Raw genomic sequence first — 26,277 nt, forward strand, 5'->3', positions numbered from 1 at the left:
CCCCCCCTCCGTCGGTATCGCGCAAATTGCAGAGGAGACGTAGCGCGGAGCGGAGAAGGCAATCGAACTTCCCGCTCCGCTTTCTTTTTTCTGCTTGGTTTTTGCGCTCAATCCAAGCCATCTGCTTTGCCGGCAATCCTTTGTTCCTGTGATGAACCTTCGCTGCGGGGAAGATTCAGCAAAGGATTCGCCAAACAACCTGTTCCCTGAACTTATCTATGCTGCGTGCCGATGCCACCACCGCATAACCGCTCCTCGATCGTTGCTCAGATGGGGCGGCGCACACTTTTCTGGAAGGTCTTGGTGCTGATCTCCATCACCACCGTTGCCAGCACTGTGGTGATTGCCCTCTACTTCCGGTACGTCCTGCGCGACAGCTACTCGGTATTTCTGCGCGAGCAGGTTAGCAGCTACATGCACCTTGTGGTGGATGATATTTCCATCCATCCGCAACACCTGCCGCACCAGCACCACGCCCACCCCGCACCTTCGGTGGCCCACTTGCCCGACACCGCACGGGCGCGGTTGCTTACCAAGCGATATCCGTTCGACATCGCCATTGAGCAGGCAACGGGAACCTGGTCCAGCACCGACCTGATCCCCACCGCTGCGGTGCTGACCAGCGAGACATCGGCCGGGAATTTCGATGACGGAACGGAGTTCCTGTTCCGCACCTACCAGGACCATTTGTTCGGAATTATTCGCCACCCTGAGGCAACGTACATCGTTCGGATGCGCTCGGTCCCGCAGGAAACCACGTGGTTGCTCCCCACGGTGCTTCTGGTTGGTGCGTTGTTCCTGCTTTTCGCCGCCGCCTATTTCTACGTCCAGCGATTTCTGCGCCCAATTCGGGAGCTAATGAAAGGGGTGGAGGCAGTCAGCAAAGGGGATTTTGAGTTCCGCATCGGCACCGAATCGAACGATGAGTTGGGGGAGCTTAGCGTGGCGTTCAATCTGATGGCCGAGCAAGTTGCGGCAATCATCGCCAGCAAGCGCCGGCTGCTGTTCGACGTTAGCCACGAACTCCGTTCGCCAATCGCACGGATGACGGTAGCCTTGGCGATGCTCCCCGAAGGGAAAGCCCGCACCTCAATCGAACGGAACGCCCGCGAGCTGAACACCATGATTACCGAGCTTCTGGAGAACGAACGGCTTGCCGTGTTGGGGGGGAAGATTGTCCACGAGAATGTGGAGATTGTTGGGCTAACACGCGGGGTGGTGGATTCCTTCACCGAAGAAACGGCGCGATTGGAGTTCGATACCTTAACCGAAAGCCTTCCCATTGTTGCCGACAGCCAGCGGTTGATGATCGCCATTCGCAACGTGATCTCCAACGCGCTGAAATATTCTTCCAGCAGCGACGGCCCGGTAAAAATCTCCGTCTTTCCCGACGACGACGGCGTGCGTATCGTTGTGGCGGACCGTGGAATCGGCATCTCGCCCGAGGCTCAGGCAAAAGTCTTCGAGCCATTCTACCGCACCGACGATTCCCGTTCGCGAGCAACGGGGGGGTATGGCTTGGGGTTATCGCTTACCAAATCCATTGTGGAAGCGCATGGCGGGGCAATCCAGCTAACAAGCGTGTTGGGGGAAGGGACAACGATTATGATGTGGATCCCCAACACCCCCTTGCCGCAACCGGTGCTGCCGGATATCAAGGCTTCGGTACGAATCCCAGATAAAGGAAGGGAGAAAAGAGAAAAGCATCTATGAAAACCATTAAAAATGATGAATGCAAAGTTGAAAACATTCGCAGAGTATAAAACTGAAGCACATACGTGGATTACGCTTGCAGGGGGCGAATACTACCCTGATATCCTCCATGATGCTTGCACGTTATATGAACCAGTTTTGGTGATGTTTGGGAAAATTTTACGATCGTCGGAGAGTTCTATCCGAGTATTGCAGGAAATTGGGCAGGTGCCCGAGGGATGGATGCGTATTCAATTATCCCGTGTATTCCGAAAATACGTCAGCCCTGAAACTCCAGTAGAAATGTTAAAGAGGAAAAATCAAATACAAGAGATATGCGAGCGATTTGGCAAGAATTTCCGTGCTATTAACCAAGTCCAGCGTGCATTCGACAGCCGCCCTATTCCTGATGAGGCCTTATGTGCATTGCTTTGGGAATACAAAGACCGTGGGAAGAAAGGATATGATCTGACATCACGATTTTTTGAGGTTTTCAGGAAAAACTTCCCGGATTTTATCATCGCTGGGCCAGAGGGTGCTGGGCGTGATATTCCTCTAGGTGAAATCTTCACAAACTATCCCAATCCTCGTCGCCCAGTTGATTTTATTATTCAGCATCAAGCGAAAACGGTAGCAATCGGGTTAGCCCGATATGATAGCGACCGTGGCGGTTCCCAAGAAGATGATCGCGTAGGTGGCTATATCAATTGTGCAAAGGAAATTTTACGTTATGCGGATAAACATTCGTTGAAAACAAAAATCATTTTTCTCAATGATGGCCCCGGGTTGCTGCTTGGTTCTATGTGGGATGACTATGCTGCAATTGAGTCAATTCGCAAAAATAGAGTTGTAGTCACTACACTGCGCATGGTGAACGAACGGATTACAAAGCAATGGTTGCTATCGTAAGGAAAAAGCATGGCTGTTAGCATATCACAATCTCGTCTTCAAAAAAAGAACCTTACTCAAGTAAGTAGTGACCCTATTGTCCCACTGTGGAATCAAGATAAGGGCTCAAATAATCGTTTGTATTTTGGCGATAACTTGAATATCCTACAACTGTTATCTCAGGAACCTAACGTTCACAATAGTGTGCAGTTGATATACATAGACCCGCCGTATGCTACTGGCGGGGTATTTCAAACACGCTCTATGGAGGAAGCATACTCGGACACTCTCCAAGGGGATGATTATCTTGATTTCATGCGAAAAAGATTAGAACTTCTATACGGACTATTGGCAGATAATGGCTCGATATTCCTTCATTTGGATAGCATTATGGTGTTCCATGTAAAAGTGATGATGGATGAGATATTCGGAAATGGAAAATTTCGCGGAATGATTACTCGTCAAAAATGCAAGCCGAAAAATTATACTCGAAAAACCTTTGGCAATATCTCGGATTATATTCTCTATTATTCAAAAACGGATTCCCCTGTTTGGAATCGTCCGTATGAAGATTGGACTGAGGATAAAATCAAAAAAGAATATCCTTACATTGATGAAGCTAATGGAGTTCGCCACAAACGCGTTCCACTTCATGCACCCGGAATTCGTAATGGTGCTACCGGGCAAGCATGGAGAAATATGCTGCCCCCCCCTGGCAAACATTGGCAGTACACTCCGGATAAACTAGATGCTATGGATGCCAACAATGAAATTTATTGGTCTTCAAATGGAAATCCGCGAAGGAAAGTTTTGTTTGACGAGAACAAGGGGGTTCCGGTGCAAGATATTTGGCTTGATTATTTAGATGTTAATAACCAAAACACAAAAACTACTGGCTATCCAACCGAAAAAAATCCAATGATTCTACAAAGAATCATTGAAGCAGCTACTAATAAAGGCGATTTGGTTCTGGATTGTTTTGCAGGATCGGGAACAACCCTTGCCGTTGCTTCTACATTGAACCGACGATGGATTGGAATAGATTCCAGCCAAATAGCAATACGGACAATCCTCAATAGGTTTTACTCAGGACTGCAGCCGCTAGGGGATTTTGTTGGACGCGAGCAACCCAGCCAATCGCAAACGTCACTGTTTGGCGAAGCAAATGATAATGGCGCGGCAGCGCAACATCCCGGCGATTCCATCATCTCGGATTTTGCTTTTTATGGAACTCTGGAGTCAAGGGATCTTTTCAACACTGAATTGACCCGCCTTACTGTTGCTGGATAGGTTGCGCCCATGGATTCCTATGCTATGTAGCAAAAACAGATTTAGCGTGTTTATATACGCCAGAAAAGAGACTGTAGGGATCAATCCATCCCTTGTCGCCCAATACATTTGATCCGAAGTTAATGGTATGCCTACTACGCTGACCTCTCGCTTTGCCTGCGCGCTCAAGTTCCTGTTGATAGGAATCGCACTCCTTACTCCATTGCCTTTGTGCTCCCAATCCAACCTTGTCGGGGCCGATTCGCTGAACATGACGCTGTTTGGCCAGCTGAACCCCGTTGACACCGTTGGCCCCCATGCCGCCCTTTGGGGCTGGACCGCTCCCGATGGCCGCGAGTACGCCCTGTTCGGTAGCCAGATTGGAACCCATATCATTGACATCACCACGCAGCCAATCCGTGAGGTTGCGTTTGTTTGGGGACCACGCAATTCCTGGCGTGAGATAAAAACCTACAAGCACTACGCCTACATTGTCTGCGAAGCCCATACCGAAGGGAAAGGCTTGCAGATTGTGGACCTTTCCGGGCTTCCCAACTCCGTCCAGTTGATCCGCACCGACACCACAAACTTCAGCAGTGCCCACACCCTGTTCGTCAACGACCACTACCTGTACGTGAACGGAACCCAACCGGATGAAGGGAAAGCCAACGGCGGAACGATTATCCTTGACCTTGAGCCGGACCCAACAACGCCACGCAGGATTGGCCAAGTGGATCCATACTACTTCCACGACAGCTACGCCCGGAACGACACGTTCGTTGGCGCTGCGGTCTATGGCCAGGGGTGCGACATCTGGGACATCAGCAACCCGGCGGCTCCGGTTCGGCTTGCCAATTTCAACTATCCGTACAGCGGGACCCACAACGCCGAGCTTACCCCCGACGGCAACTACATCGGCACGTCCGATGAGATAAACTTCACCCCGAAGACGCTGAAAATTTGGGACATCCGCGACCTGAACAACATCCAGAAAGTGGCGGAATTCACCCCGAACTTGGACGACGTTATCCATAACGTCCATTTCATTGGCCGCTACGCCTATGTGGCATGGTACACCGCTGGCGTGCGGATCATTGACATGATTGACCCTCGCCACCCACGCGAGGTCGGTTTCTACGACACCTATCCCGGCATAAGCAACGGCTACAACGGTGTGTGGGAGGTGTATGGATGGTTCAAATCGGGGAAGGTGATTGCCAGCGACCGGAACACCGGGTTGTGGGTGATGAACTTCAACAACGCCACCGCTGGCTCCATTTCCGGGGTGGTGCGCGATTCCGCCACCAACCAGCCGATTGCCAACGCCACCATCACCGTCCCGCAACTGAAGCTGACGATTTCCACCAACGCCGACGGAGCCTACTACGTTGGCGGCGTTGCCGGAACCACCATCACCCTTAACACCTCGCGATTCCCCTACGCTGGAGCCACAACGCAGGAGGTGTTGCAGGGGGACCGGAAGCAGGATATCCTTCTAACAAAACTCCCTCAAGAGTGGCTAACCATCCATGCCCAGGACACCGCAGGGGTGCCGATCAACGACTTCCTGTTTGCGGTGGAGCCGATCAGCCATTCGGAGAAGGCAAGCAATGGAGAAGGAAGCCTTCTTCTTTCACGCGATAGCACCTTCATGGTGGCCGTGGGGAAGTGGGGATACCGCATCACCCGCACGCCGGTGAAAATCCCGGAAGGGGGGAAGGATCTGACGGTGACGTTGCAAACCGGCTACGAAGATGACGCAACGCTGGACCTTGGCTGGAGCTACGACGACCCCGCCGACAACGCCACCACCGGGCGCTGGGTCCGGATTGTTCCCTATCTGGGCTACAATTGGATTCATCCCGATGCCGAGCCAACGCGGCAGAACGGCTACGTTTTTATGACCGGCGAACCTCCCCGCAACGCGCCACCGCAGATCAACGATGTGAACCGTGGCCAAACCACGCTGACCTCCCCGATGATGGACCTGTTCGGCTGGAGCGGCGTGAAAATCCGGTACGACCGCTGGTTCGTCCACTACCCTGCCGACTCGGTCCGCGACTCGCTCTGGATTGAGCTTTCCAACGACGGCGGGCAAACCTGGAAGCTGATGCGGTGGCACGCCGAAGGGCGGTCCGGCTGGGCATCGGACACGGTGGAGCCGGGCGAATATCTGCCCCTAACCACCCAAATGAAATTCCGCATCCGCACCCGCGACACGCTTGGGACCAGCCTTGTGTTTGCCGCAATGGATAACTTCAACGTCTTCGTCACCCCGCCGCTTTCGGCACCGCACGCCGCGTCGCAAACGGGGGGCACGCCGGGGATAGAGTTGCGCGCCACCAATGGAGGCGTGGCGGTTCAGTTGGCGGAGAAGTATGCAGGAAAGCCGGTGAGGATTGAGCTGATTGACCTTCTTGGAAACACAAGGCAGCGGTTGCTTGATGGCGTTCTTTCAGCATCGGCGCAAACGCTTTTCTTCAACCCCGATCTCCCTTCCGGCTGGTATGCCGTGCGGGCAAGTGTGGGGGGGGAAGTGGGGCGCATCCAGCCAGTGCTGATCGCCAAATAACCCCCCTGGAGAATTGACCGTGGAGAATTAGCGGCGTCCCCCGCCGAACCGAAATGAAATGCGCATTGTTGAGGCCAGGTTGTGGCAATCAACAATGCGCATTCTGTTTTGGCGAATTGTGTGGAAGCGGATGCCGAAGGTGCAGCAGCGCGATGCGATCCCCTGTTGTTGATGGAGCAGCTTCTTGGCTTACTCCAAATCAAGTTGGGTTGGGGTGGGAGCTTCGTTGGGCGTTGCCAAGGATGTCCCTTTGGTATTCAGGAACCACTGCTTGGTGTACGGGTCGGTGCTGAAGAACGTGGCCAGCAGCTTCCCAATTTTGGCTTCGCCAGTTGGGCTGGGGTGCACGCCGTCGGCTTCCACATCTTCCGGCAGCCACGTGTGGCCAACGCTGTTCGGGGTTGCGCCGCTGGTCCAGAAAGGGGCGGCCCAGGCAACAAGCGGAGCCTTGCGGTCATCGCCATGCCAGTCCAGCCGTGGATCCGTTTCGGCAATCTGTGCTTCGATCAACCATTTCCACATCCATGAGTTGTAGTAGGCGCGTGGCTCCAGATGCTTCACCAATCCGTCGTCCTCCGGTTTGGGGGAGACGTATTGCGTGGTGTTCCGCCCCGTGACGTACACCACCCGAAGGTTCGGGAAAGTGGTGCGGATCCGTTGCAGCAGCTCAATAAATCCCTCACGCTCGCGGTTGACGGCATCGGGGAAGGTGAGTGTGTCGCCGCGCCCTTCCAACGATCCGGTCTTCAGCCAGATCACCGACACCTGGTTGAACGACGCGCCAGCATCGCGCAAGGTCCGCCCCACGTTGTTCTCAAAATATCTGCCGCTGGGATCGTTCATTTTCTCCAGCGAAATTCCCCCTTGCCCGCCGTTCACAAACAGCAGGGACGGGTTGAGATTCGGTAGCTTCATTGCCTCATCAACAAATGCCGGGAACTCCTGCGTGGGGCTGCTTGCGCCAAGCAGCAGCAGCACAATTTTCCCATTTGCCGAAGCAACCCCCGCCGTGTCCAGCGGGGTGATGCGGATGGTGACGTGTTCCAGCGCGGTTGTGTGGGCGCGTGGCGGGGTGTTGCTGCCGCCGGGATACAGTCCGCCGGAAAATCCTTTGTAGAGGCCTGTTCCCAGCAGGTCAATAGGGGTAAACGGTTGGGCCGAAATGCTGGCGAAAGCAGCACAACAGAAGAGCGTTGCAAGCAGAGAAGTGCGCATCATGGGGACCTCCATTTGGTTACGTTGAAGATAGTTCCGAAGCAACGTTGCCGAACAGAGACAGCTGTAGATGATGCGTTCCTGCGTGGGGGAAAAATAAAGGTGGGCTACCTCTCTCAAGCGATGCGGTTGAGTATATCCCCAACACTTGGATTACGGATTGCGCCACAACGATCTTGATGCTGCCGTGGAGAAGGCGCTGCGGTAGAGGGGGGTGGCTCACTCCAGCACCAATAATTCTACCATTGATTTCTCCCCAATTTGGAGTTGAAGAAAATAGACTCCTGCTGGAATCCCTTCCGCAACCAACTCTGCCGTTGCTCCATTCTTGGTTTCGGTGAGATTTATTGGTTGCTCAATGGGAATTTTTTGCCCAATAACATCTGCCAATTCAACAACGCATGGAGCGTGTGCAGAAATTCCTTGTAATTGCAGCTTCAGTGTTCGGTTGCGTGCCGGGTTTGGCGAAATAATTAGCTCAGGGGAAATCTTGCATTGGTCTTGATTGCTCACACCACTGGGCTGTAATGGAACCACTGTTGGATAGCGTCCTTCCCACTGGATACCAGCCAAAAAAAGCCATCGTGTTCGGTCGCTGAAGGAGTGCGTAACGTCGTTGATTTGGCGGCTGCATGAAGTGATAAACCATTTTCCTTGCCAATCAAAAATTTCGCTGGCGTGCGATGTTGCAAGGAAATATTCGCTGCGGTCGTTAAAATCAAGCGGATTATCGCTGATGACATACCGGGTACCGTTCCCCCCTTTCCAAAATAAATACCACAACCCGTTCCTCTGAAAAACACATGGCGACTCGGGATGAGCGTACGTGAATTCCTCGGTTCCGGTAGTCTTGCGGGTCAGTACCGGCCCGCGATCGGTCCAATGTGTGCGGTCGGGGCTGGTTGCCGCCGCAACGCAGCTATATTCTTGGTCGGCAGAAGGGCGGTTGGGATCGGCCTTTAACCGAGCCACATAATAGAGAATCCAGCCATGTTGTGGGTGGGGAATAACGTGCGCGTCGCGGCAAGAAACCGGCCCGCCGGAACCGCCCAAATACCCTTTTGGATGATAGCTTGCCCAGGAAGTATCGGGAGCCATAATTGGGCTAATAAAGTGACGTTGCCAAGTATAGAGGTCGTTGGAAATTGCCAGCATCATGTGCTCCCCAGCAAAATATCCAACCCCTGCTTCTTTCCCCACGTAATACATGTAATATTGGCCGTTAAATTCAATCACGTAGGGTGCGGTAACGTGTCCGGCATCCAGCGTGCCGGGTGGGCCAAGCCGCAAGGCTGGCTGCAGGTGCGTCCAATTCAATAAATCCGGGCTTGTGGCATGGCCAATAACAATCTGGTTGCTGTCGCGATACCAAACCTCGTTGCTCACAGTCCCCTCAATAAAATAGAGGTGCCATAAACCATCGGTTCCCTGAATTAAACAGTGGTCGTTGACGTATCCTCCGGGAATATCAAAAACGTAGCGAAAAAGGGCGGAATCGTTGCGGTTGGCAGGTTGGGAAAAGAGGGGAATAGCCGTAAAAAAAATGAATAGCCAGAAAAATAGAGATGCGCTCATGGAGTTGCCTGATATTCTAATTGGTGGTGCTCATTGTCTGCTTCGGCCATTGTTCCAACTTCCCCAACCATTCATTAAAAAAACGGCATTCCTGCCGCACCGTTGCTAATCCGATTGATTGTATTGCCAAAGTGCCCATTCGCGGTTTTCGATACCCTTGAATGATTGCCTCCACACGCTTTGATGGAGCAGTGAGACGGGAGTCGTTGATTTCTTCGGGAGTTTCAAATTGCCTGCGCACTTTTGTTAGGTCTTCTACTAACTCAGGGCGGCCTATGCTTTCTCCAAATGCTTTGCAATCGCTAAATAAAAGCCCTTCAAATTCATGCATAACCACATAAGGAGGGAAACGTGCTGGATAGAAGTCGCCGCCAAGCTCACGTTCGATGTCTTGCAGTATGGCTTGTTGTACTCTGCTTGGTTTCTCCGAGAATAAAAGCCTTGAGGCTTCACCTCTCCCAGGCCAAGATTTATCACCAGTTGAGGGCAACGCATAATAATCTACCATGGTGGTTATCAAACGCTTCTTGTCGGCTTTTAGGTGCTTGATGATATCCTTACGAGCCGATGGCCAAGAGCGAATGCCGCCGCGGTTTTTGTTCATTCGCGAGTCCCCCAACAGTTTTGGGCTAACCTCGCTATAACCATAATTATAGAGGTGAGGAGCCAAAACTGCATGAACGAAGCGTTCTTCAGTTATTCCTTCTACTAAAATCAATAAGCGGCTCATCATATTATTCCATGGCGGGGCGACCCCCAATTTCATTTTTCTCCCATAGCTGACCCAAGCTGTAATCTTCCATCCAAGACGCTAATTCTGCTGAGTTGAGTCTGGTAAATTCAGTGGAACTATGCACCCTGTTTGCCACAAGAATATCTTCCGGCATAAATTGATCAAGCAACAGCGGAGATTGCGTTGAAACGATCACCTGCGTTTGGAACGACACCTCTTGAATTATTGAAGCCAGTATGGCAATCGCATAGGGGTGAAGGCCAAGTTCTGGTTCATCTATTATGATGATGGAAGGGCGGTAGCGGTGGGGTTGCAGCAGCAAGGTTGCCAGCGCAATAAACCGTAGAGTTCCATCAGAAAATGAAGAGACATCAAAATAGGAATCGGAATTCTTGTGCGTCCATTCCAGCCGAATTTTCTCGGGATTTAACCGCTGTGGCTCGAGCAAGAAATCATCAAAAAATGGAGCGACAAGCTGGATTGTACGCCTGATTTGCGTGTATGATGTTTCGTGGCGTTGGCGTAAATAGTACAGAAATGAGGCTATATTGGCTCCATCAGGCCGCAAATAGCGATTGTCATTGATGTCCGAAGTCCTCTTCATCGGCGAGCTTATGCCCGTATCGTGAAAGTGATAGATGCGCCAGCTATTTAAATGGTTGCGAACATAATCAGCAACCCTATTATACGCTATATCATTAATTCCGGCTTCGCCCCCTTTTGACGTAAGTCTATTGTTCATAGGGGTATCATATTTGGCTTTATTCCAGTATCCTACCACCTCATCTATGGGGTACAATCGGTCATCCTCTGTTGCGGATAATTCAATGGAATACTGGTTTACCCCTTCATCAAAAGAAATTCCTATTTCTATTTGCGAAGTGATTTTGGAACCGAAGTGGAGTATCCTGTTTGCACCGCCTGATTTGACAACATATTCCTGTAATCGCCCTTCGCGAATTGCGTGAAGGAAGGAGAAAACTTCAATGAAGTTTGATTTACCTGAGCCATTTGGACCAATTACCACATTAACAGACCCGAGCATCAGATTCTTAATTGAATTGATGCTTTTAAAGCCTTTAATAGTTATGGTGTCAAGTTTGGACATTTCAGGATTGTTCGTTTGCAAACATGAGAACCTCCTCAAACAGCAATCGTTCCTCTGCCTCGGTTGCTGCTTTGGCGGCTTCTTCGGGGGTGGAGGCCAGCGCGGTGATATGCCCCATTTTCCGCCCACGCCGTGAACGCTCCTTCCCGTAAATGTGCAGATGCACGCTGGGATCCGCCAGCGTTTCTTCGTAATTGGCAACCGCACCGGACCCGTTATGTTTTCCCAAAATATTGACCATTGCAACGCCCGGGGCGCGTAAATCGGTGCGACCCAATGGCCACCCCATCACTGCCCGAATGTGATTTTCAAATTGCGAGGTGACGCAGCCTTCAATCGTGTAATGGCCGCTGTTGTGGGGGCGCGGCGCGATTTCGTTTACCAACACTTCGCCGTCGCCGGTCAGAAAAAGCTCAACGCCAAAAATTCCAATTCCATGAATAATTTCCACGGCGTGGCGGGCGTAGTCGCGGGCAAGGGTGGTGGCCGGTTCGCCTGCGCGGGCCGGGGCAAGCACCGTGCGGCAGATATGATGCTCCTGCACGGTTTCCACCACCGGGTACAACGCGGTTTCGCCATTTGCCCCCCGCGCAACCATCACCGCAAGCTCCTTCACAAACGGCACAAAGGCTTCGCAGTATAATTCACGTGCTGGATTTCCCTTGGTGATTTTTTCCCAACCGATGGGAATATCCTCCGGTTTGCGGATCGTCGCGTTCCCGTAGCCGTCGTAGCCGTTGCGCCGGCTTTTCAGGATAAATGGATACCCGAATTGCTGGCCAAATGCTTGCGCGTCGCCGTGGGTTGCAACCGCACGGAAGGCCGCCACGGGAATTCCCGCATCGTCGAACGTCTGCTTCTGGATCAATTTATCCTGAATTTTCGCGACCGATGCCGCGCCAGGCCGCAATACAAACCCTGCCCGTTCAATCACCATTAAATGGGCTTCCTCAATGAACTCACTCTCTAACGTGATAACGTCGCAGTTGCTGGCAAAATGGAGCAAGGCAATGTGGTCCGAAGGGTCGGCAACGGTTTCGCGGTGGGCAATTTGCCCGGCGGGTGAGTTGGCATGGTTTTCCATAATGTGGACTTTCATCCCAAGCTGGAATGCGGCGATTGCGGTCATCCGCGCAAGTTGCCCGCCGCCAAGAATGCCAAGTGTTGGAGGGTTGTAGATCATGGCTGTAAAGATAGGAAGAGTTGGTTGCACAGGAATGCCACATGGGGGCGAAGGAAGGGGCGCAACAGAAAAGCCATCCGCGATATGCGCAGATGGCTTTTACGATGGTTCGCCGTTGTGCTGCCGTTAGGTTGTTTTGGAACGAACAGCTTTGGTGGAAAGGTTGCGCAAGTAGTAGAGTTTTGCGCGGCGAACTTTCCCCTCGCGGACGATGCGAATCCCCTGGATGGTTGGCGAGTGAACCGGGAAAATCCGTTCCACGCCAACGCCGTTGCTCACTTTCCGCACGGTGAAGGTTTCGCTGGAGCCTGCGCCACGGCGCGAGATCACGATCCCTTCAAAGTTCTGGGTGCGCTCCTTTCCCCCTTCCACAACGCGCACGGCGATGTTGATCATATCCCCCGGGCGGAAGGAAGGGATCATCACATCGGCGTCGTTGTTTTTGGCACGACGGGTTGCGGCGGTCTGCGCGATCACCTGCTGGGTCAGTTCTTCAATTTCTTTCATGGTATGCCTCCGTGTATCTGTTGTCTGTTGCTGAAAAATTTCTTGGCTGTGCCGTGCTGTTGGTTCCCGTTGGCGTGCTGCCTGCGTTGGGCGGCGCACTGCGCTGCGGGAAATGGAAATCAGTAATCGGCAAGCTCACTCATCCAGAGTGTCCAAAATATCTGGCCGGCGTTGGCGCGTGCGTTCCAGTGCTGCGGCTTCGCGCCATGCGGCAATTTTTGCGTGGTCCCCGCTTTGCAAAACCTCTGGGACATTCATGCCCCGGAACTCTGCCGGCTTGGTGTACTGCGGCGCGTCAAGCAATCCGGTTTGGAAGGAGTCGCCCAGCGCCGATTCGCTGTCGCCCATCGCGCCGGGAAGCAGCCTGACGAGGGCATCGGTCAGGACCATTGCCGGAAGTTCGCCGCCGGTTAGGACGTAATCGCCAATGGAGATTTCTTGCGTCACCAATGTTTGGCGAACCCGCTCATCCACCCCTTTGTAATGGCCGCACAGCAGTATCAGGTTTGCGGCCATCGAAAGGCGATTGGCAAGCGATTGCGTCAGCTGCTGGCCATCGGGGGTCAGGAAGATGACTTCATCGTACTTGCGCTCGGCCTGCAGCCGCTCCACACATTCAAAGATCGGTTCGGGGCGAAGAACCATTCCGGCTCCGCCGCCGTAGGGGGTGTCGTCCACCTGCTTGTAGCGGCCCAGGCCGTAATCGTGCAGGTTGTGGATGTTGATCTCCGCCAGGTTCGCCTTGCGCGCACGGCTGACGATGGAAGCATCCAACACGCTGGCGAAGGTTTGCGGCACAACGCTCAGAATGTCAATCCGCAGCAACGGAGTTTCGCGAGGGGGGGCGGGCAAGGGCTTACTCATCCTCTTGATTCTCCATCATCCCCGGTATCGTCACAATCGTCGCGGTTCGTTCTTCGTGGTTCAGCGCAGCAACAAATGCGGGCACTGCCGGGAACAACCACTCGTTCCCACCACTCTGCACCGTCCAGACCGCGTGGGCGGCGGTTTGCTGAAGCCCGATTACTTCCCCCATTGGCTCCCCTTCGGGGGAGTAAAGCTGGAAGCCAACGATTCCCGGATCGGTGAGGGGATCGGAGTACTGAATGGCCGCTGGCTCCAGAAAAAGAGCTTGGTCCACGATTGCATCGGCCCCCTCTTTTGTGCCAACCCCTTCAAATGTGCAAAGAAGATCGTCGCCATGGGCTTGGCACAAGGTCAGCTCAATCGGGCGTGCAAAATTTGCGGAGTAGCCAATCCATGCCGCACAAGGGGTTGCAATCTGCGGGATCACTTCGTGATCGAGTTTGCAGCGGAGCTTCCCTTCAAGGCCAAAGGCGCGGGTCAGCACGCCAAGCCGAACAAGGGTTGAAGGTTGATTGCTCATGGTTGATAGCAGGGAAGAAGGGGGACCAACTTCCCCGCTATTATTGAACAATTATCCTGCGTTCTCTTCGGCTGCGGGCGCAGCGGCTTCGGCAGCGGGTGCTTCTTCGGCAGCAGCAGGTGCAGCGGCTTCGGCAGCAGCGGCGGCCTCGGCTTCGGCTTTTGCAGCAGCTTCGGCAGCGGCGGCGGCTTCAGCCTCGGCTTTTGCAGCAGCGGCAGCAGCTTCGGCAGCAGCGGCGGCCTCGGCCTCGGCTTTTGCGGCGGCTTCGGCTTCAGCTTTGGCTTTTGCTTCGGCAGCAGCGGCAGCGGCTAAGCGTGCTTTTTCGTCGGCAGAGCGTTTGCTGTCAAGGTGGGTTTCTACCGCTTTTGCGACGGTATCGGCGGCAACGCCTTTGCGAAGAAGGTAGCGTTCCATCAGAACGCCTTCGCGGCGAAGCAGGGCGCGGACGGTGTCGGTTGGTTGCGCGCCGCTGTTCAGCCAGTAGTGGACGCGGTCGCGTTGAAGGATGGTGATAGGATTACCGGTCACCAGTGGATTGTACTGGCCGACTTTCTCAAGGAAGCGGCCATCGCGTGTGTTGCGGCTGTCGGCGGCGACGATATCGTACACCGGAGCCTTTTTCCGTCCCATTCTTCTCAAGCGGAGCTTGACCATGTTTCTGCGTTGGTTGAGTTAGTGTTGCTGTATTTGTTCTGAAAGAATTGTCTGCGTCGTTCGGATTACCGTTTCCGCCCCATCAGCCCTTTTGCGGCCATTCCTGCCATTTTCCCCATTCCGCCGCCGCTAAGTTGGCGCATCATCTTCCGCATTTCGTCGAACTGCTTCAGCAGGTTGTTCACATCTTGGATTGTTGTCCCGCTTCCGCTGGCAATCCGTTTCCGCCGGCTGGCGTTGATGATCTCCGGCTTGTTCCGCTCTTCTTTTGTCATCGAGGTAATCATCGCTTCCAGCCGCCCCATTGCTTTGTCGTCCACTTGGACCCCCTTCATTGCCCGGTCCATTCCGGGAAGCATCCCCAGCAGGTCGCGGATGGATCCCATTTTTTTGATCTGCTGAAGCTGCTGGTAGAAGTCCTCCAGCGTGAACTGGTTCTTGCGGAATTTCTCTTCTAATTTCCGGGCTTCGGCTTCATCGTACTGCTGCTGGGCTTTTTCCACCAGCGAGACCACGTCGCCCATTCCCAAAATTCGGGAGGCCATGCGGTCCGGGTAGAACTGCTCCAGCGCGTCCATTTTTTCGCCAACGCCGATGAACTTGATCGGTTTCTCCACCACCGAGCGGATGGAGAGCGCGGCGCCGCCGCGGGTGTCGCCATCAAGTTTGGTAAGGATAACGCCGTCGAAGTTCAGCCGCTCGTTAAAGGCTTTGGCGGTCGTGACGGCATCTTGGCCGATCATGGCATCCACCACGAACAGAATTTCGTTCGGGCGGGTGCGGTCCTTGATTTTGGCCACCTCTTCCATCATCGCCTCATCAATCGTCAAGCGTCCGGCGGTATCAATGATGATGATATCCTTCCCCAATCGCTTGGCTTCCACAACGGCGCGTTCGGCAATCGTTACCGGGTTTTCCCCTTCCAGATTGAAGACCGGAACCCCGATTTGTTCCCCTAACGTCTTCAGCTGGTCAATGGCGGCGGGGCGGTAGGTGTCGGCAGCAACCAGCATCGGTTGGCGGCCTTTCCCCTTGAAGTAGCTGGCTAATTTGGCCGAATGGGTTGTTTTGCCGGAGCCTTGCAGTCCGCACATCATAATGATGGTGGGACCCGCCGGTGCCATTTTGATCTCGGCAAGGTTGTTCCCCATCAGCTCCACCAACTCATCGTAGATGATCTTGACGATCATCTGCCCGGGCGTTACCGAGGCCACAACGTTCCGGCCAAGTGCCTTTTTCTGAACGTCGTCAACGAACTTCTTGGTTACTTGGAAGTTGACGTCGGCATCAAGCAGTGCGCGGCGGACTTCGCGCAGTGCTTCGGAGATATTCTCTTCGGTTAGCCGCGCTTCGCCGCTAATCCGGCGGATTGCTGCGTCAAGTTTGGCACTAAGGTTCTCAAACATTCGGTACTTCGCTCTTCGGCTCTATCGGGTCGGCGGCCAACGGCGGTTGGCTGCGTCAAGTGCAGTGTTCAATAATTCTTTTACCCCTTTTGAGGCAAAGGACTACAAAAATAGTCCGGCAGGGTGCGGTGGCAAAACGAAAGTTGGGGGGGAAGCCGTGGGGGGAACAACCTGAAACATCGGGGGGATAAAGGCTTGGAGCGTTGCTCCCCGTTCTGTACGTTTGTTGCCACTTGCAATGTGGGCCGTGCGTACGGCCAGCGGTTCATCAATGCCTAACCCTTGTGGAGGAGAGAAACGATGAGAAAAAACGGACGGTTCTTGGTGATTGGTTTGCTTCTGCTTTGTGCTTCCGTTAGCAACGCAGCAACGGGATTGCCACCGCTGATGGTCCCGGGTCCCCAGGGCCAAGCAGGAAGCACCATTGTGCAAGCCTTTATCCTCTACCTTGATAAAAACGGGGATGGGACCTACGACTACATGATGATTGCCACCTGCAATGGCCGCGTTGCGGGGTATGATTGGAGTTCCAGCAGTGGCCAAGAACTTCAAGATCACGAATGGAGGATTCCTGCCGGAGGGGCATTCAAAGCTGAGCTAACCTCGCAAGTCTGTGGGGCGAGCATCTATTCATGGACCCTCTCGTTTGTTGATGGCGCAGCGAACAAGGTCGCCTGCACAATCTCTGGCGATTGCACCGGCCAAATCTCTGGCACCTGCGAATTGCTGCCTCCAACTAAGAACGAGGAGAGCAATATCTGGGAGAAGATTTCCGGCTCCGCCACCACCAAGCAGGCAACTACCCCGTGGCATCAGGACGCAACAGCCATGCCGGAATCGCCTAACACTTCATCAGATAGCCAAGCAGGTGCTGCAACGGAGCCGCCTGCTGCAAAGCCGAATGTTGAGTGAGGCAGGATGCCCAAGCATGAATGCTTGAAGCGGCAATACCACAGCAAGGTATTGCCGCTTTCTGTTGTGGACCCACCACAGAATTGGGGAGAGGAGAGGGTGACTCTTAGACCCCGCAGATGCTGACCCGCAGCCCAAGCGCCTCCATCGCGGCGGCTTTGGCGAACATTGCGGTGCGTGCGGCGGCGCGGCTTGGCGCGTAGGCAACTTGGATATGGTTCGATTTGTGGCGAGCCATCATCTGGTCGCGGCTTACTCCTTGGATCACCGCGTGCATGATTGGCCATTGGCTGGTGGTAAGCCGCCAACGCTCCTCGGTCTCCGCCGCCGGAAGCGCGACCACGTTGGCCAACCCCGTGTCGAAATTCAGCCGCCCGTTGGCAACAAACACACGGCTCCACACCACCCACCCGGGCTTGCTAATCCCCTTAACGGATCCGCCACCAAGATGGAAATACATCGGCGGCTGGCGTTCGCTGGTGGCCCCGGCGTATCCGTCAATAAAATGTGCCGGCGGGGCCGCGCCGCTGATCTCCAACACCCACACAAAATCGTTCACCCCGCCCCCCTTGTAATGCCGGCCCCAGCGAAGGTCGTGCAGCGTGGTCTCGGGGGGGAAACCAAGCTGCCGCCACAGTCGGTAGGTGACAAGCGCGTCCAACCCCGCGCACTCATCCACTTCGTTGAAATGCACCACGGCCTCGCCCGGGAACAGCTCCTGGGTAGTGCCTTCGCGATAGACCGGCGGGCGGTGGCTGTTGTTCAGGATTCCTTCGGCCAGATCGCTTGCGGGGGTAAGGTCCTTCAGCCCTTGCTGGTATTGGATGCCGATGGTGTCGCAGCCGAAATCATCGGCAATCCGCACCGCAGCGATGTACATCTTGCACTGCTCCAGAATCTGCCGCTCGGTCAGCTGGGTGGCTTCGTCGGTCCCAAGCTGGAAGGTCATCCCTTCGGCACGCAGCCATTCGTACACGCTGCGGGCCTCGGCCTCGGTAACGGTCAGCATTCGGGCATAGAGGGTGGATTGGCTTAGGCGTTCTTTGAAAACCCCGGTGGGGTGAAGCAGTTCGTCGGGGATGATGGCGTTGTACATCCCCATGCACCCTTCATCAAAAATCCCCATGATCGCTTTCCGCTTCCGAAGCTCGGCGGCAAACTTCTGCCCAACCCGCACCGCACGCCCCGGCGCTTCGGCGGGGTCGAATCGCCGAACGTGCGAGGTGTCGTGCTGTACCTTCCCTTTGCGAAGCCATTGGCGCAGGCCTTTCACAAAAAAATCATCGGTGAAGTGCTCGCTCCACAAAGTGCTGTAACGGATCCCGGCCTTCGTCAGCGAGGCGTTCAAGTTGAGCAGCCCCACCAAGCCTGGCCACATCCCGCTCCAGTTGGCAACCGTCAGGATTGGCCCCTTGTGGGTGAACAACCCAGCAAGGACGTGGTGGCTGTACTGCCACACCGCTATGGCAAGAATCAGCGGGGCATCGTTGGGGATGGATTGGAAGACCTTGATCCCATATCGCTGGCTGTCAATAAATCCATGCCCTTTTTCTGGATCAATCGGGTGGGCACGTTGCACGCGGTGGCCTTCCCGCTCCACAACGGCAATGATCTTCTGCTCCATTTCCGCTTGGGCAGCTTGGCAATTCTGGTTTGCGGCAAGCCGAAGATCGCCGCTGGCAACAAGGTAGATGGTGGATGGCATAGCTGAAGACGGATATTAGTAGTTGTTCACCCGCGTCGGGGATGGATTGGTCGCGATGTTCGGAGCGTTGGGATGCGCCCGCCGGGTCCGTTATTTGGGGACGGAAATCACCACAAACTGCCATGTGGCTGCCGGGCCGTTCCGCGCCAGCACCGCAAGCAGTTGCAGCGTGGTGTTGGGAATCGCGAAGGTGTAGGTTGCCTGGGCAACGTGCGGTCCGCTGAAGGTTATCACGAAGTTGCTTAACGTTGCTCCGTAAAAATCTCCATGCTTCTTCTTGCCGCTTCCTGCCGAACGTTTCCATTCGGCATCGAACTCCTTGGCCGTGGCAAACAGCCCATGCTTCGCCGGGCGTTCGCTTTCGGCATCGGGGATTTCCATCACCACGCAGGGGAAGCTAAGAAGCCGTTTCACCTGCTGGGGGTTCATCTCCCCAAACGCTTTCCAAAACCCCTCAACCGCCCCGCGAACCCCTGCGGTGTCGGCAGCTGTTGGCTGGGCCGCTGCCGTGCCAAACAAAAGGGAGCAAAGAAGCGCAAGGAATCCAACACGCCGGCCAATGCGGGTCGCCGTTCGCGTTGGTATTCGCCCGGGCGTTTGCTCCGGCGGGCGGGTTGGCATCGGAAGAACAATGGAGTTCGCGGTTCGATTCCGGCAAGGCATGATGGACCTCACGTCGGCTGTTGATGGATAACGATGGACGAAACGGACGCCCGGAAAAATACAGCTACGGCTTGATTGAATCGTCAGGAAAGATCAGCCGCAACGCTGCTACTCCGTAATCACCAGGTTCACCTCGTTCACGGTCCATCGCGGGCGGACGCGGACGGTCCCGCTGAACTCTGTCCACGGCTCGGGACCGGTCCACGGGGCAATCTCTCCCTGGTCGTACTTGCCATTTCCGTTTGCGTCGCGGAAGGCGGCCACGCGGTACTCACCTTCGGGAAGTCCTTTCATCTCCCACGCCCCGGCCCTCACTCCGCGCAGTTGCCACACCACTCCGGTCGCAACAGAAGTCACCAAAATGTTGTGCGTGCTGGTTGGCGCGGCGGTGTCGGTCAAGTTCCCCTGCATGGTCCCGCGCAGCCGCGCCGGCACAAGCCGAACGGGGAAGCGGAGGGTGGTGTCGGTGCGGTTCCCGGAAAGGTCGCTGATCCGTCCAAGCTGCAACTGCAACATTGCGCGGCCAACGCCAGCAAGGGTGTCAATCGGGAAGGCGTGAAGCTCCACCGGGGAAACCTGCACCACGCGGAACCGTGCCACCTTTCCGGCGGTGTCGCGAAGCGTGGCAAGCTCGTCCGGTTGCGCCACCGTTACCGCTTTGCTCCAACGAAGGCGAATCGAATCGCTGACGGCATAGCTGCGCGTGGTGTCCACATCCAACGGAAGGAGCGTGGGGGGAAGCGTGTCGGGAAGGGCCGTTACGGCGAAGCGTTGCAAGCCACTGCTGTCGGGCAGTTGATTCCCTGCGGTGTCGGCAAGGTTCCGAACCGCCAGCGTCGCGCCGGTGTCAGGCGGAAGCGGGGCGTGATGGAGTTGAACAATCAAACGGCTTTCGGCGGTTTGCCAAACGCTGCCGGGGCTGATTCCAACCCCACCCCCTGCGGTGATGGTGAAGTTCTTTGGCCGCAGCGTTGCCGTGTCAATCGGCTCGCTGAACCGAAGCTCGGTGCGGGTGTTGGCGATTGAGCGAACGGAGTAAAGATTGGGGGGCTTCTGGTCCAGCGGTGCGGGGCGCAACCGTGCGTGAAATCCCGTCACCGGCTGGGTGTAGTTTTGGGGGATCGTGGCCTGGCGATCAAACACCCCAAACGCGTCGTTCCCGAAGTCCAACAACTGGTCGCCGAACTCATCGGCAACGGCAAGCAGCCGGAAGGTTCCGGCGGGAAGCCCTTCCAGCGAGAAAAGCCCGTCGTCGCTGATGGGGGCAACAAAATCGGGACGGACGGAGTCGGGGCGAAGGGTGTCAAGGAACCGTGAGTTCCCCGGGGGAACAAGCCACGCAAACACCACCGCCCGCCGTTTGGCAACGCCGGCAACGGTCCCGCGAATCGTCCCGCTGTCAAGGTTCGGTCCGGTGGCAAACCGAAGCGTGCGCCCGCGGCCAAGCCGGTTGTTCGACAAGTCGGTCAGCCCTGCGCCAAAGGTCACGGCGTAGGTGCGGTTCGGCAGCAGCGGCTGGCGGAAGGTGATCTCTAGCTCGCGCCCGCTCCAGTCAAATTCCGGCGGCGTTGCGGGGATTGGCGTTATCACCACGTTTTGGGCCGCTGCACCTTCGTTGAGATACTCGCTGAACTCCACCGTCACGCTCTCCCCAGCAAAATTGATCGTCCCATCGGTGGGGTTGGTGCCGATAATCTCCGGAGCGGTTGTGTCGGGGGGGCCGCCACGCGGGGCCGCGCCCTGGCCGCTGGCGCAACCGCCAATCACCGCAGCAAGGGAAAGCAGAAGCAAAAAATGGAATGGCATCAATGATGTCATCAATGCAAAATGGAGTTGATGATGTGTGCAGAAGCTGTTGCTGGCGTGGGGGAAGGGAAGGGGGCGTTCCCTCCGTTTCCTTCCCGAGATTTTTCTCTCATTTCTTCTCTCGTTACTTCTCCTCTCATGCCCCCCCTCTCAGTCTGGCCCCTTTGCCAGCCCGTACCCTCGGGTATCGCTCCAGCCAATAAACAACGGTTTCGCCAAGCTATCCGTTTCAATCCGCACGGCATCCACCCTGCCCGATACCGTTGGCCGCTCCACCAGCCGATGCCCCATTGCCCGCAGCGAGTCGGCAGCCCCGGCGGTGAACGCGCCACGCTCGTGGAACAGGGTGTCGGGAAGCCATTGGTGATGGATGCGCGGGGCGTTGCCGGCAGCAGCAAGGTCCATTCCGTAATCAATTTGGGAATGGATCATCTGCAGTACGGTGGTGATGATGGTGCTTCCGCCGGGCGTTCCCACCACCATCCAGGGCTTGCCGTCGCGCAGCACAATCGTTGGGGTCATGGAACTCAGCATCCGTTTGCCAGGTTGGATTGCGTTCGCGCTGCGGCCAATCAACCCAAATTGGTTCGGTGTGTTCGGGCGGGCGCTGAAGTCGTCCATCTCATTGTTCAAAAAAAATCCCGCGCCCCCCACCACCAACTTGCTCCCGAACGCGCTGTTCAGCGTGGTGGTGACGCTGACGCAATTCCCGTGGCGGTCCACAACGGAGTAGTGGGTGGTTTGCTGGCTTTCGCGTTGGAATGCCTTGGGGTCCCCGTGGCCAACGGCACTGCTTGGCGTTGCGCGTGGGGTGATGTTGGCGGCGCGTGCGGCGGCATATTCCTGGCTGGTTAGTCCGGCAACCGGTATCTCAACAAAATCTGGGTCGCCTAAAAATTCGGCGCGGTCGGCGTAGGCGCGGCGCATCACCTCGGCCAGGAAATGAGCGTGCGGGGCGGAGTGGAAGGGGAGCTGGCGGAAGTCTTGCGGCTCCATCATTTTCAACATCTGCACCAGCAGGACCCCGCCGCTGGAGGGTGGGGGCATGGTGATGATTTCATAGCCCCGATACGTGGCGCGCAGTGGGGTTCGCTCGGTTGCCGAATAATCGGCAAGGTCCGCAGCGGTGATGATCCCGCCGGAACGTTGCATCTGCTCCACAATCAGCCGTGCGGTTTGGCCGCCGTAGAAGCCTTGTTTCCCCAAGTCGGCAATCCGCCGAAGCGTTGCGGCAAGCTCCGGCTGGCGGAAGGTCAGCCCCGCCGCCAACGTGGAATCCCCGGGCAAAAAGATGGCGCGGGTTGAGGGGAATTGCAGGAACGGATCCCGCTTTTCAGCAAGGTCATCATGCAGCCGTGGATGAATCGTGAACCCGGAATCAGCAAGGGCAATGGCTGGCTGAAGGACCTCTGGAAGCGGCTTGCTGCCGTAGCGTTCCAGCGCAAGAAGCAGCCCCGCCGGGGACCCGGGAACGCCCGCAGCAAGCGCGCCAAGCTGTGCCCGTTCGGGAAGGAAATTGCCGCTGGAATCAAGGAACATATCGCGGGTTGCCGCCGCCGGGGCGCGTTCGCGGAAGTCAATGGTGGTGGTGCGTCCGTCGCTCATGCGGATCACCATGAACCCGCCGCCTCCCAAGTTCCCCGCCTGCGGGTAGGTGACGGCCAGCGCAAATCCCACAGCCACCGCAGCATCCACCGCGTTCCCGCCGTTCCGCAGGACCCGCAACCCTGCTTCTGTTGCTTCCGGCGTGGCCGCGCTGACCATTCCCGTGGCCGAGCGTGCTTCGCCAGGAGCATCATGCGCCGGCTGGTTTCCCTGAATTACGCAAGCAATCAGCAGCAGAGGTAGAAGAAGGAGGGAAGAGCGCATTTGATTATTCCATAAACGTGTGATTCCAAGCCCATAGGCAACACCTGTGTCGGGGCCGCTACCCTTCGGCTGGGCCCCGACAAAGATCGGGGCCGCTACCCCGACTTTGTCGGGACAACCACCGCAAAGGGTAGCCGAAGGTCTTTAGCCTTCGGCGTCATCTTCGGCCTTCGATCCTCGGCCCCGACAAAGGTCGGGGCCGCTACCCTTCGGCTGGGCCCCGACAAAGATCGGGGCCGCTACCCCGACTTTGTCGGGACAACCACTGCAAAGGGTAGCCGAAGGTCTTTAGCCTTCGGCGTCATCTTCGGCCTTCGATCCTGGGCAGGCTAAAGACCTGTTATCAATCCCGACGGATGTCGGGGCCGCTACCCCGACGGATGTCGGGGCCGCTACCCTTTGGCGTTATCCAACCACAATTTTCCGCACCCGTTGTTGAAGGTTCAGGCCGTCGTTGTCGCCCCAGGCGGTTTCGTAGTTGTTGGTGAATCCTAGCTGGCCGTATCCCCGCACTTCTGCAATCTGCGCTTCCTCATCAAGGTCGTCGAATCCGTCAACGGTTTGGGTGAATCCCGGGTGCTCGTCGTACTTGGCGGGGTTCACCACTGCGAAGACTTGCGGCGGATCCAGCGGTATCGGTTGGTCCCCGCGATTGGGCCAGGCATCGTCCGGCTGCACAACCACTTCGCCATTGCGGAACATCGCTTTGCCAGTAAGGATAAACCGCCCTTCATCCTCCACATGGAACTCCGCTTCGGGGGCAAGGGTGCTGCATTTCAGCAGGAACTCGCACAGCAAGTAGGCGTTGAATTCGTTGTCGGCAACGTGGGTGATTCCGCTGGCAACCGAGCTGTCGCGAACGCCCCCCCAACGGACGGTGAACAGCCCTTCCAACTCCATCGCCCGAACCGCCGCAAGCTCATCTTGAAGCTCAATTTTCTTTGCCAGCAATCGCTTGCGGAAGTGGTAGCGTGCGGTGTGGTAGGGCATGTCGGGGATGTGGTCGTAGTTGGGGAACAGGATGTACCGCTTCAGCCCAATGCGGTCGCAACTCCAGATGAATTCGGAGTTGTACCAGTGCTGCAACCTGGCGATCTCCTTCCAAATGCTGTCCGGCAGTGGGGTGGTTCCGGTGTCGGGGACGTAGTAACGGAGTGCGCGTGGCATGATGGTTGGTTGATAAGCAAAAAATGCGCAGCGGAGGAGAGCGGAGGGCCGCTGCAATGAAAGAAATCTGGTGCAAAGAAATCTGGTGCGCGGCATGGTGTCCCGTTGCCACGCACCAGATGCGGTCTGCCGTCCGGTGCTACTTCATGTCGAACTCTTGCCCGCCGCCTGCCCCTCCGGTTCGCACAATCTCGATATGGATACGGCGTTGCGCGGCGCGGTCGGCACGGTCGCGACTTTCGCCGCCGCCGATGTAGCGGAACTGAATCCGCCCGTCACTTTTTAGCTGGCGGTAATCTTCGTTGCCGCTGGCGGCCAGCATTTGGTCCAGGTGGTGGCCGCTGTACCAGGCGCGCAATCCCGAAAGCTCAAGGTTCCCAATCTGGTCGCCACGGCTGATCTCATACTCCATCTTGGCATTGTCCTGGAACGTCACCGTCTCATCTTCCAAATATTTCCCCACGAACTGCTTCGGGTCCGCATAGCCGGTGATCCGAACCTCCAACACTTCCCCGGGGAGCATGCTGGCTTTGAACCGTGGGACGATCTCCTTCAGCGTGGTTCCCGTCACCTCCTTGAAAATCCCTTCGATTGTTTCGCTGTAGCTCAGGTAATCTTTGTACCGCTTGGACCCTTTGCGGAACCGCTCGATGTAGGTGGCATCGCCAAGCGGGCCTTCCAACAGCGGGTACAGCCCATCAAGGTTTTCGCGGGTGTTGGGGCGGTAGTAGCCGGTGACGAAGAAGGGGACGTTGTAGCGGCCAAGATCGAATTCCGCCAGCGAGATCGGCCCGAACTTCACGGTTGCCGTGGCTTGTTCGTTGGCGAACGGCGTGGTGATGCTGGCCGAGCGCGGCGGAAGATCCCGGACGGTTGCCTGGAACCGGTACTTCCGCTCGGCGGGAAGGAACTGCTCGTACTCTTTCACCTGTGGGTTGGTGGCGAACGTGGCCACCGTCTGCCCGGTGGCTTCATCAATCACCTCCACAACGCTGGGAAGCGGGTTCCCCGTGGTGGAGTCAACCACGCTGACAAGGATGCGGGTTATCCCCTCGCCAAAAACGTTCGGCGTGCCGTAGTAGATGTCCAATCCCCCTTGCCCGCCGTCGCGCCCGCTGGCGAAGTAGAACCGTTCATGCTTCGATGGAGCAAAGAAAAACAGCTCATCCTTCTTGCTGTTAATCAGCGACCCGAGGTTCGAGGCCTGCCCCCATTCTGCCCCTTCGCGAACCGCCATGAATACGTCGTAGCCGCCAAAGCCGGAGCGGCCGTTGCTGCTGAAATACAGGGTCCCGCCGTCGGAGGTAATGTTTGGCGAACGCTCGTCGTTTTTGGTGTTGACCATTGGGCCGGCGTTCATCGGCGTGGACCACTGCTGCCCGCTCAGGGTGGTGTACCAGATGTCGGTTTTGCCATATCCCCCTTTGCGGTTGCTGGCAAACCAAATCGTTTTCCCGTCGCTGCTGATCGAGGGTTGCGACTCCCATGCCGACGTGTTGACGCTTCCCCCAGGTTCCGAATGTTGGTGATCCGCCCGTCGGCAATTTCCGCGATGTAGAGGTCGGTGCTTCCCTTGCCGTCGGGCCCATCATCGGCACTGAAGACGACGGTTTTGCCGTCGGCAGCAATCGCCACCGCGCCGTCGTTGCCGCTGCTGTTCAGTGGCGATCCTGGGTTTACCGGGGTCCCATATCCCCCCTGCACCCGGCTTGCGCTGAAGATGTCCGCTTCCCCCAGCGTCCCTTCCGCACGGGTGGAGGTCAGCAGAAGCGTGCCGCGGTCCTTGGAGAGTGCCGGCCCGTAATCGTCCTGGGCCGAGTTGACGGCATCAATGGTTCGGATTTCGTACGTGTAGTTGAACAGCTCCTGCCCCAATGCCGAACCGGCAAGGCCAAGCAACAGAAATAGAGTAGCACATGTGCGGCGGTTCATAGACCCTGTGTTTGGTTGGTTCAGATTTCGGTTA

Annotated in this window: 22 protein-coding genes; 5 read left to right on the forward strand and 17 right to left on the reverse strand. The window is 56.2% G+C overall.

Features of this window, described 5'->3' with window-relative positions; all coding sequences use genetic code 11:
* Positions 1-231: 231 nt before the first annotated feature.
* The 4 genes from IPM61_11300 to IPM61_11315 all read left to right on the forward strand — a co-directional run bounded on the left by IPM61_11300 (position 232) and on the right by IPM61_11315 (position 6,421).
* On the forward strand, positions 232-1,713 hold the full coding sequence (locus tag IPM61_11300; GenBank protein ID MBK8911901.1) for a HAMP domain-containing histidine kinase: 1,482 nt from the start codon (positions 232-234) through the stop codon (positions 1,711-1,713).
* A 15-nt stretch (positions 1,714-1,728) separates the two neighbouring features.
* Positions 1,729-2,601, forward strand: a complete 873-nt coding sequence (locus tag IPM61_11305) for a bstEII (protein ID MBK8911902.1) — start codon at positions 1,729-1,731, stop codon at positions 2,599-2,601.
* 9 nt (positions 2,602-2,610) lie between these two features.
* Positions 2,611-3,870, forward strand: coding sequence for a site-specific DNA-methyltransferase (locus IPM61_11310; GenBank protein ID MBK8911903.1), 1,260 nt, complete (start codon positions 2,611-2,613; stop codon positions 3,868-3,870).
* A gap of 127 nt (positions 3,871-3,997) precedes the next feature.
* Entirely contained in the window at positions 3,998-6,421 is a 2,424-nt protein-coding gene (locus tag IPM61_11315; GenBank protein ID MBK8911904.1) for a choice-of-anchor B family protein, read from the forward strand.
* A 189-nt stretch (positions 6,422-6,610) separates the two neighbouring features.
* Here IPM61_11315 and IPM61_11320 read toward each other — a convergent pair whose 3' ends face one another.
* The 10 genes from IPM61_11320 to ffh all read right to left on the reverse strand — a co-directional run bounded on the left by IPM61_11320 (position 6,611) and on the right by ffh (position 16,189).
* The gene (locus IPM61_11320) at positions 6,611-7,639 is read right to left on the reverse strand and encodes an SGNH/GDSL hydrolase family protein (GenBank protein MBK8911905.1); all 1,029 of its coding nucleotides are present in this window, start codon (positions 7,637-7,639) and stop codon (positions 6,611-6,613) included.
* A 216-nt stretch (positions 7,640-7,855) separates the two neighbouring features.
* Positions 7,856-9,022 carry a family 43 glycosylhydrolase gene (locus IPM61_11325; protein ID MBK8911906.1) on the reverse strand — a complete coding sequence of 389 codons (1,167 nt, stop codon included), beginning with the start codon at positions 9,020-9,022 and terminating at the stop codon, positions 7,856-7,858.
* A gap of 205 nt (positions 9,023-9,227) precedes the next feature.
* The gene (locus IPM61_11330; protein ID MBK8911907.1) at positions 9,228-9,941 is read right to left on the reverse strand and encodes a DUF4276 family protein; all 714 of its coding nucleotides are present in this window, start codon (positions 9,939-9,941) and stop codon (positions 9,228-9,230) included.
* Between the two features lie 4 nt (positions 9,942-9,945).
* Complete coding sequence (locus IPM61_11335; GenBank protein MBK8911908.1) at positions 9,946-11,052, reverse strand: AAA family ATPase; 1,107 nt, start codon at positions 11,050-11,052, stop codon at positions 9,946-9,948.
* Position 11,053: 1 nt separating this feature from the next.
* Entirely contained in the window at positions 11,054-12,235 is a 1,182-nt protein-coding gene (locus IPM61_11340) for a 5-(carboxyamino)imidazole ribonucleotide synthase (GenBank protein ID MBK8911909.1), read from the reverse strand.
* Between the two features lie 126 nt (positions 12,236-12,361).
* Positions 12,362-12,742: a 50S ribosomal protein L19 gene (gene rplS, locus IPM61_11345; protein MBK8911910.1), complete on the reverse strand. Its 381-nt coding sequence runs from the start codon at positions 12,740-12,742 to the stop codon at positions 12,362-12,364.
* A gap of 135 nt (positions 12,743-12,877) precedes the next feature.
* Entirely contained in the window at positions 12,878-13,564 is a 687-nt protein-coding gene (gene trmD, locus IPM61_11350) for a tRNA (guanosine(37)-N1)-methyltransferase TrmD (protein ID MBK8911911.1), read from the reverse strand.
* Between the two features lie 34 nt (positions 13,565-13,598).
* Positions 13,599-14,129, reverse strand: coding sequence for a 16S rRNA processing protein RimM (rimM, locus tag IPM61_11355; GenBank protein MBK8911912.1), 531 nt, complete (start codon positions 14,127-14,129; stop codon positions 13,599-13,601).
* A gap of 51 nt (positions 14,130-14,180) precedes the next feature.
* Positions 14,181-14,783, reverse strand: a complete 603-nt coding sequence (rpsP, locus tag IPM61_11360) for a 30S ribosomal protein S16 (GenBank protein ID MBK8911913.1) — start codon at positions 14,781-14,783, stop codon at positions 14,181-14,183.
* A gap of 65 nt (positions 14,784-14,848) precedes the next feature.
* Complete coding sequence (gene ffh, locus IPM61_11365) at positions 14,849-16,189, reverse strand: signal recognition particle protein (GenBank protein MBK8911914.1); 1,341 nt, start codon at positions 16,187-16,189, stop codon at positions 14,849-14,851.
* 300 nt (positions 16,190-16,489) lie between these two features.
* Here ffh and IPM61_11370 point away from each other — a divergent pair, with 300 nt between their 5' ends.
* Positions 16,490-17,101 (forward strand): hypothetical protein, encoded by a 612-nt coding sequence (locus IPM61_11370; GenBank protein ID MBK8911915.1) that lies wholly within the window; start codon positions 16,490-16,492, stop codon positions 17,099-17,101.
* Between the two features lie 106 nt (positions 17,102-17,207).
* On the opposite strand, the gene IPM61_11375 is transcribed toward IPM61_11370, so the two are convergent.
* The 7 genes from IPM61_11375 to IPM61_11405 all read right to left on the reverse strand — a co-directional run bounded on the left by IPM61_11375 (position 17,208) and on the right by IPM61_11405 (position 26,243).
* Positions 17,208-18,806, reverse strand: a complete 1,599-nt coding sequence (locus IPM61_11375) for a fucose isomerase (protein ID MBK8911916.1) — start codon at positions 18,804-18,806, stop codon at positions 17,208-17,210.
* Between the two features lie 90 nt (positions 18,807-18,896).
* On the reverse strand, positions 18,897-19,427 hold the full coding sequence (locus tag IPM61_11380; GenBank protein ID MBK8911917.1) for a hypothetical protein: 531 nt from the start codon (positions 19,425-19,427) through the stop codon (positions 18,897-18,899).
* 150 nt (positions 19,428-19,577) lie between these two features.
* Positions 19,578-21,287, reverse strand: coding sequence for an Ig-like domain-containing protein (locus IPM61_11385; protein MBK8911918.1), 1,710 nt, complete (start codon positions 21,285-21,287; stop codon positions 19,578-19,580).
* A 138-nt stretch (positions 21,288-21,425) separates the two neighbouring features.
* On the reverse strand, positions 21,426-23,144 hold the full coding sequence (gene ggt / locus IPM61_11390) for a gamma-glutamyltransferase (protein MBK8911919.1): 1,719 nt from the start codon (positions 23,142-23,144) through the stop codon (positions 21,426-21,428).
* Between the two features lie 405 nt (positions 23,145-23,549).
* Positions 23,550-24,311, reverse strand: a complete 762-nt coding sequence (locus IPM61_11395) for a hypothetical protein (protein MBK8911920.1) — start codon at positions 24,309-24,311, stop codon at positions 23,550-23,552.
* A gap of 139 nt (positions 24,312-24,450) precedes the next feature.
* Complete coding sequence (locus tag IPM61_11400; protein MBK8911921.1) at positions 24,451-25,671, reverse strand: PD40 domain-containing protein; 1,221 nt, start codon at positions 25,669-25,671, stop codon at positions 24,451-24,453.
* Between the two features lie 23 nt (positions 25,672-25,694).
* Positions 25,695-26,243 (reverse strand): PD40 domain-containing protein, encoded by a 549-nt coding sequence (locus IPM61_11405; GenBank protein ID MBK8911922.1) that lies wholly within the window; start codon positions 26,241-26,243, stop codon positions 25,695-25,697.
* Between the last annotated feature and the right edge of the window lie 34 nt (positions 26,244-26,277).

The sequence above is a fragment of the Chlorobiota bacterium genome (assembly GCA_016710285.1).
Classification (GTDB): Bacteria; Bacteroidota; Ignavibacteria; order OLB7; family OLB7; genus OLB7.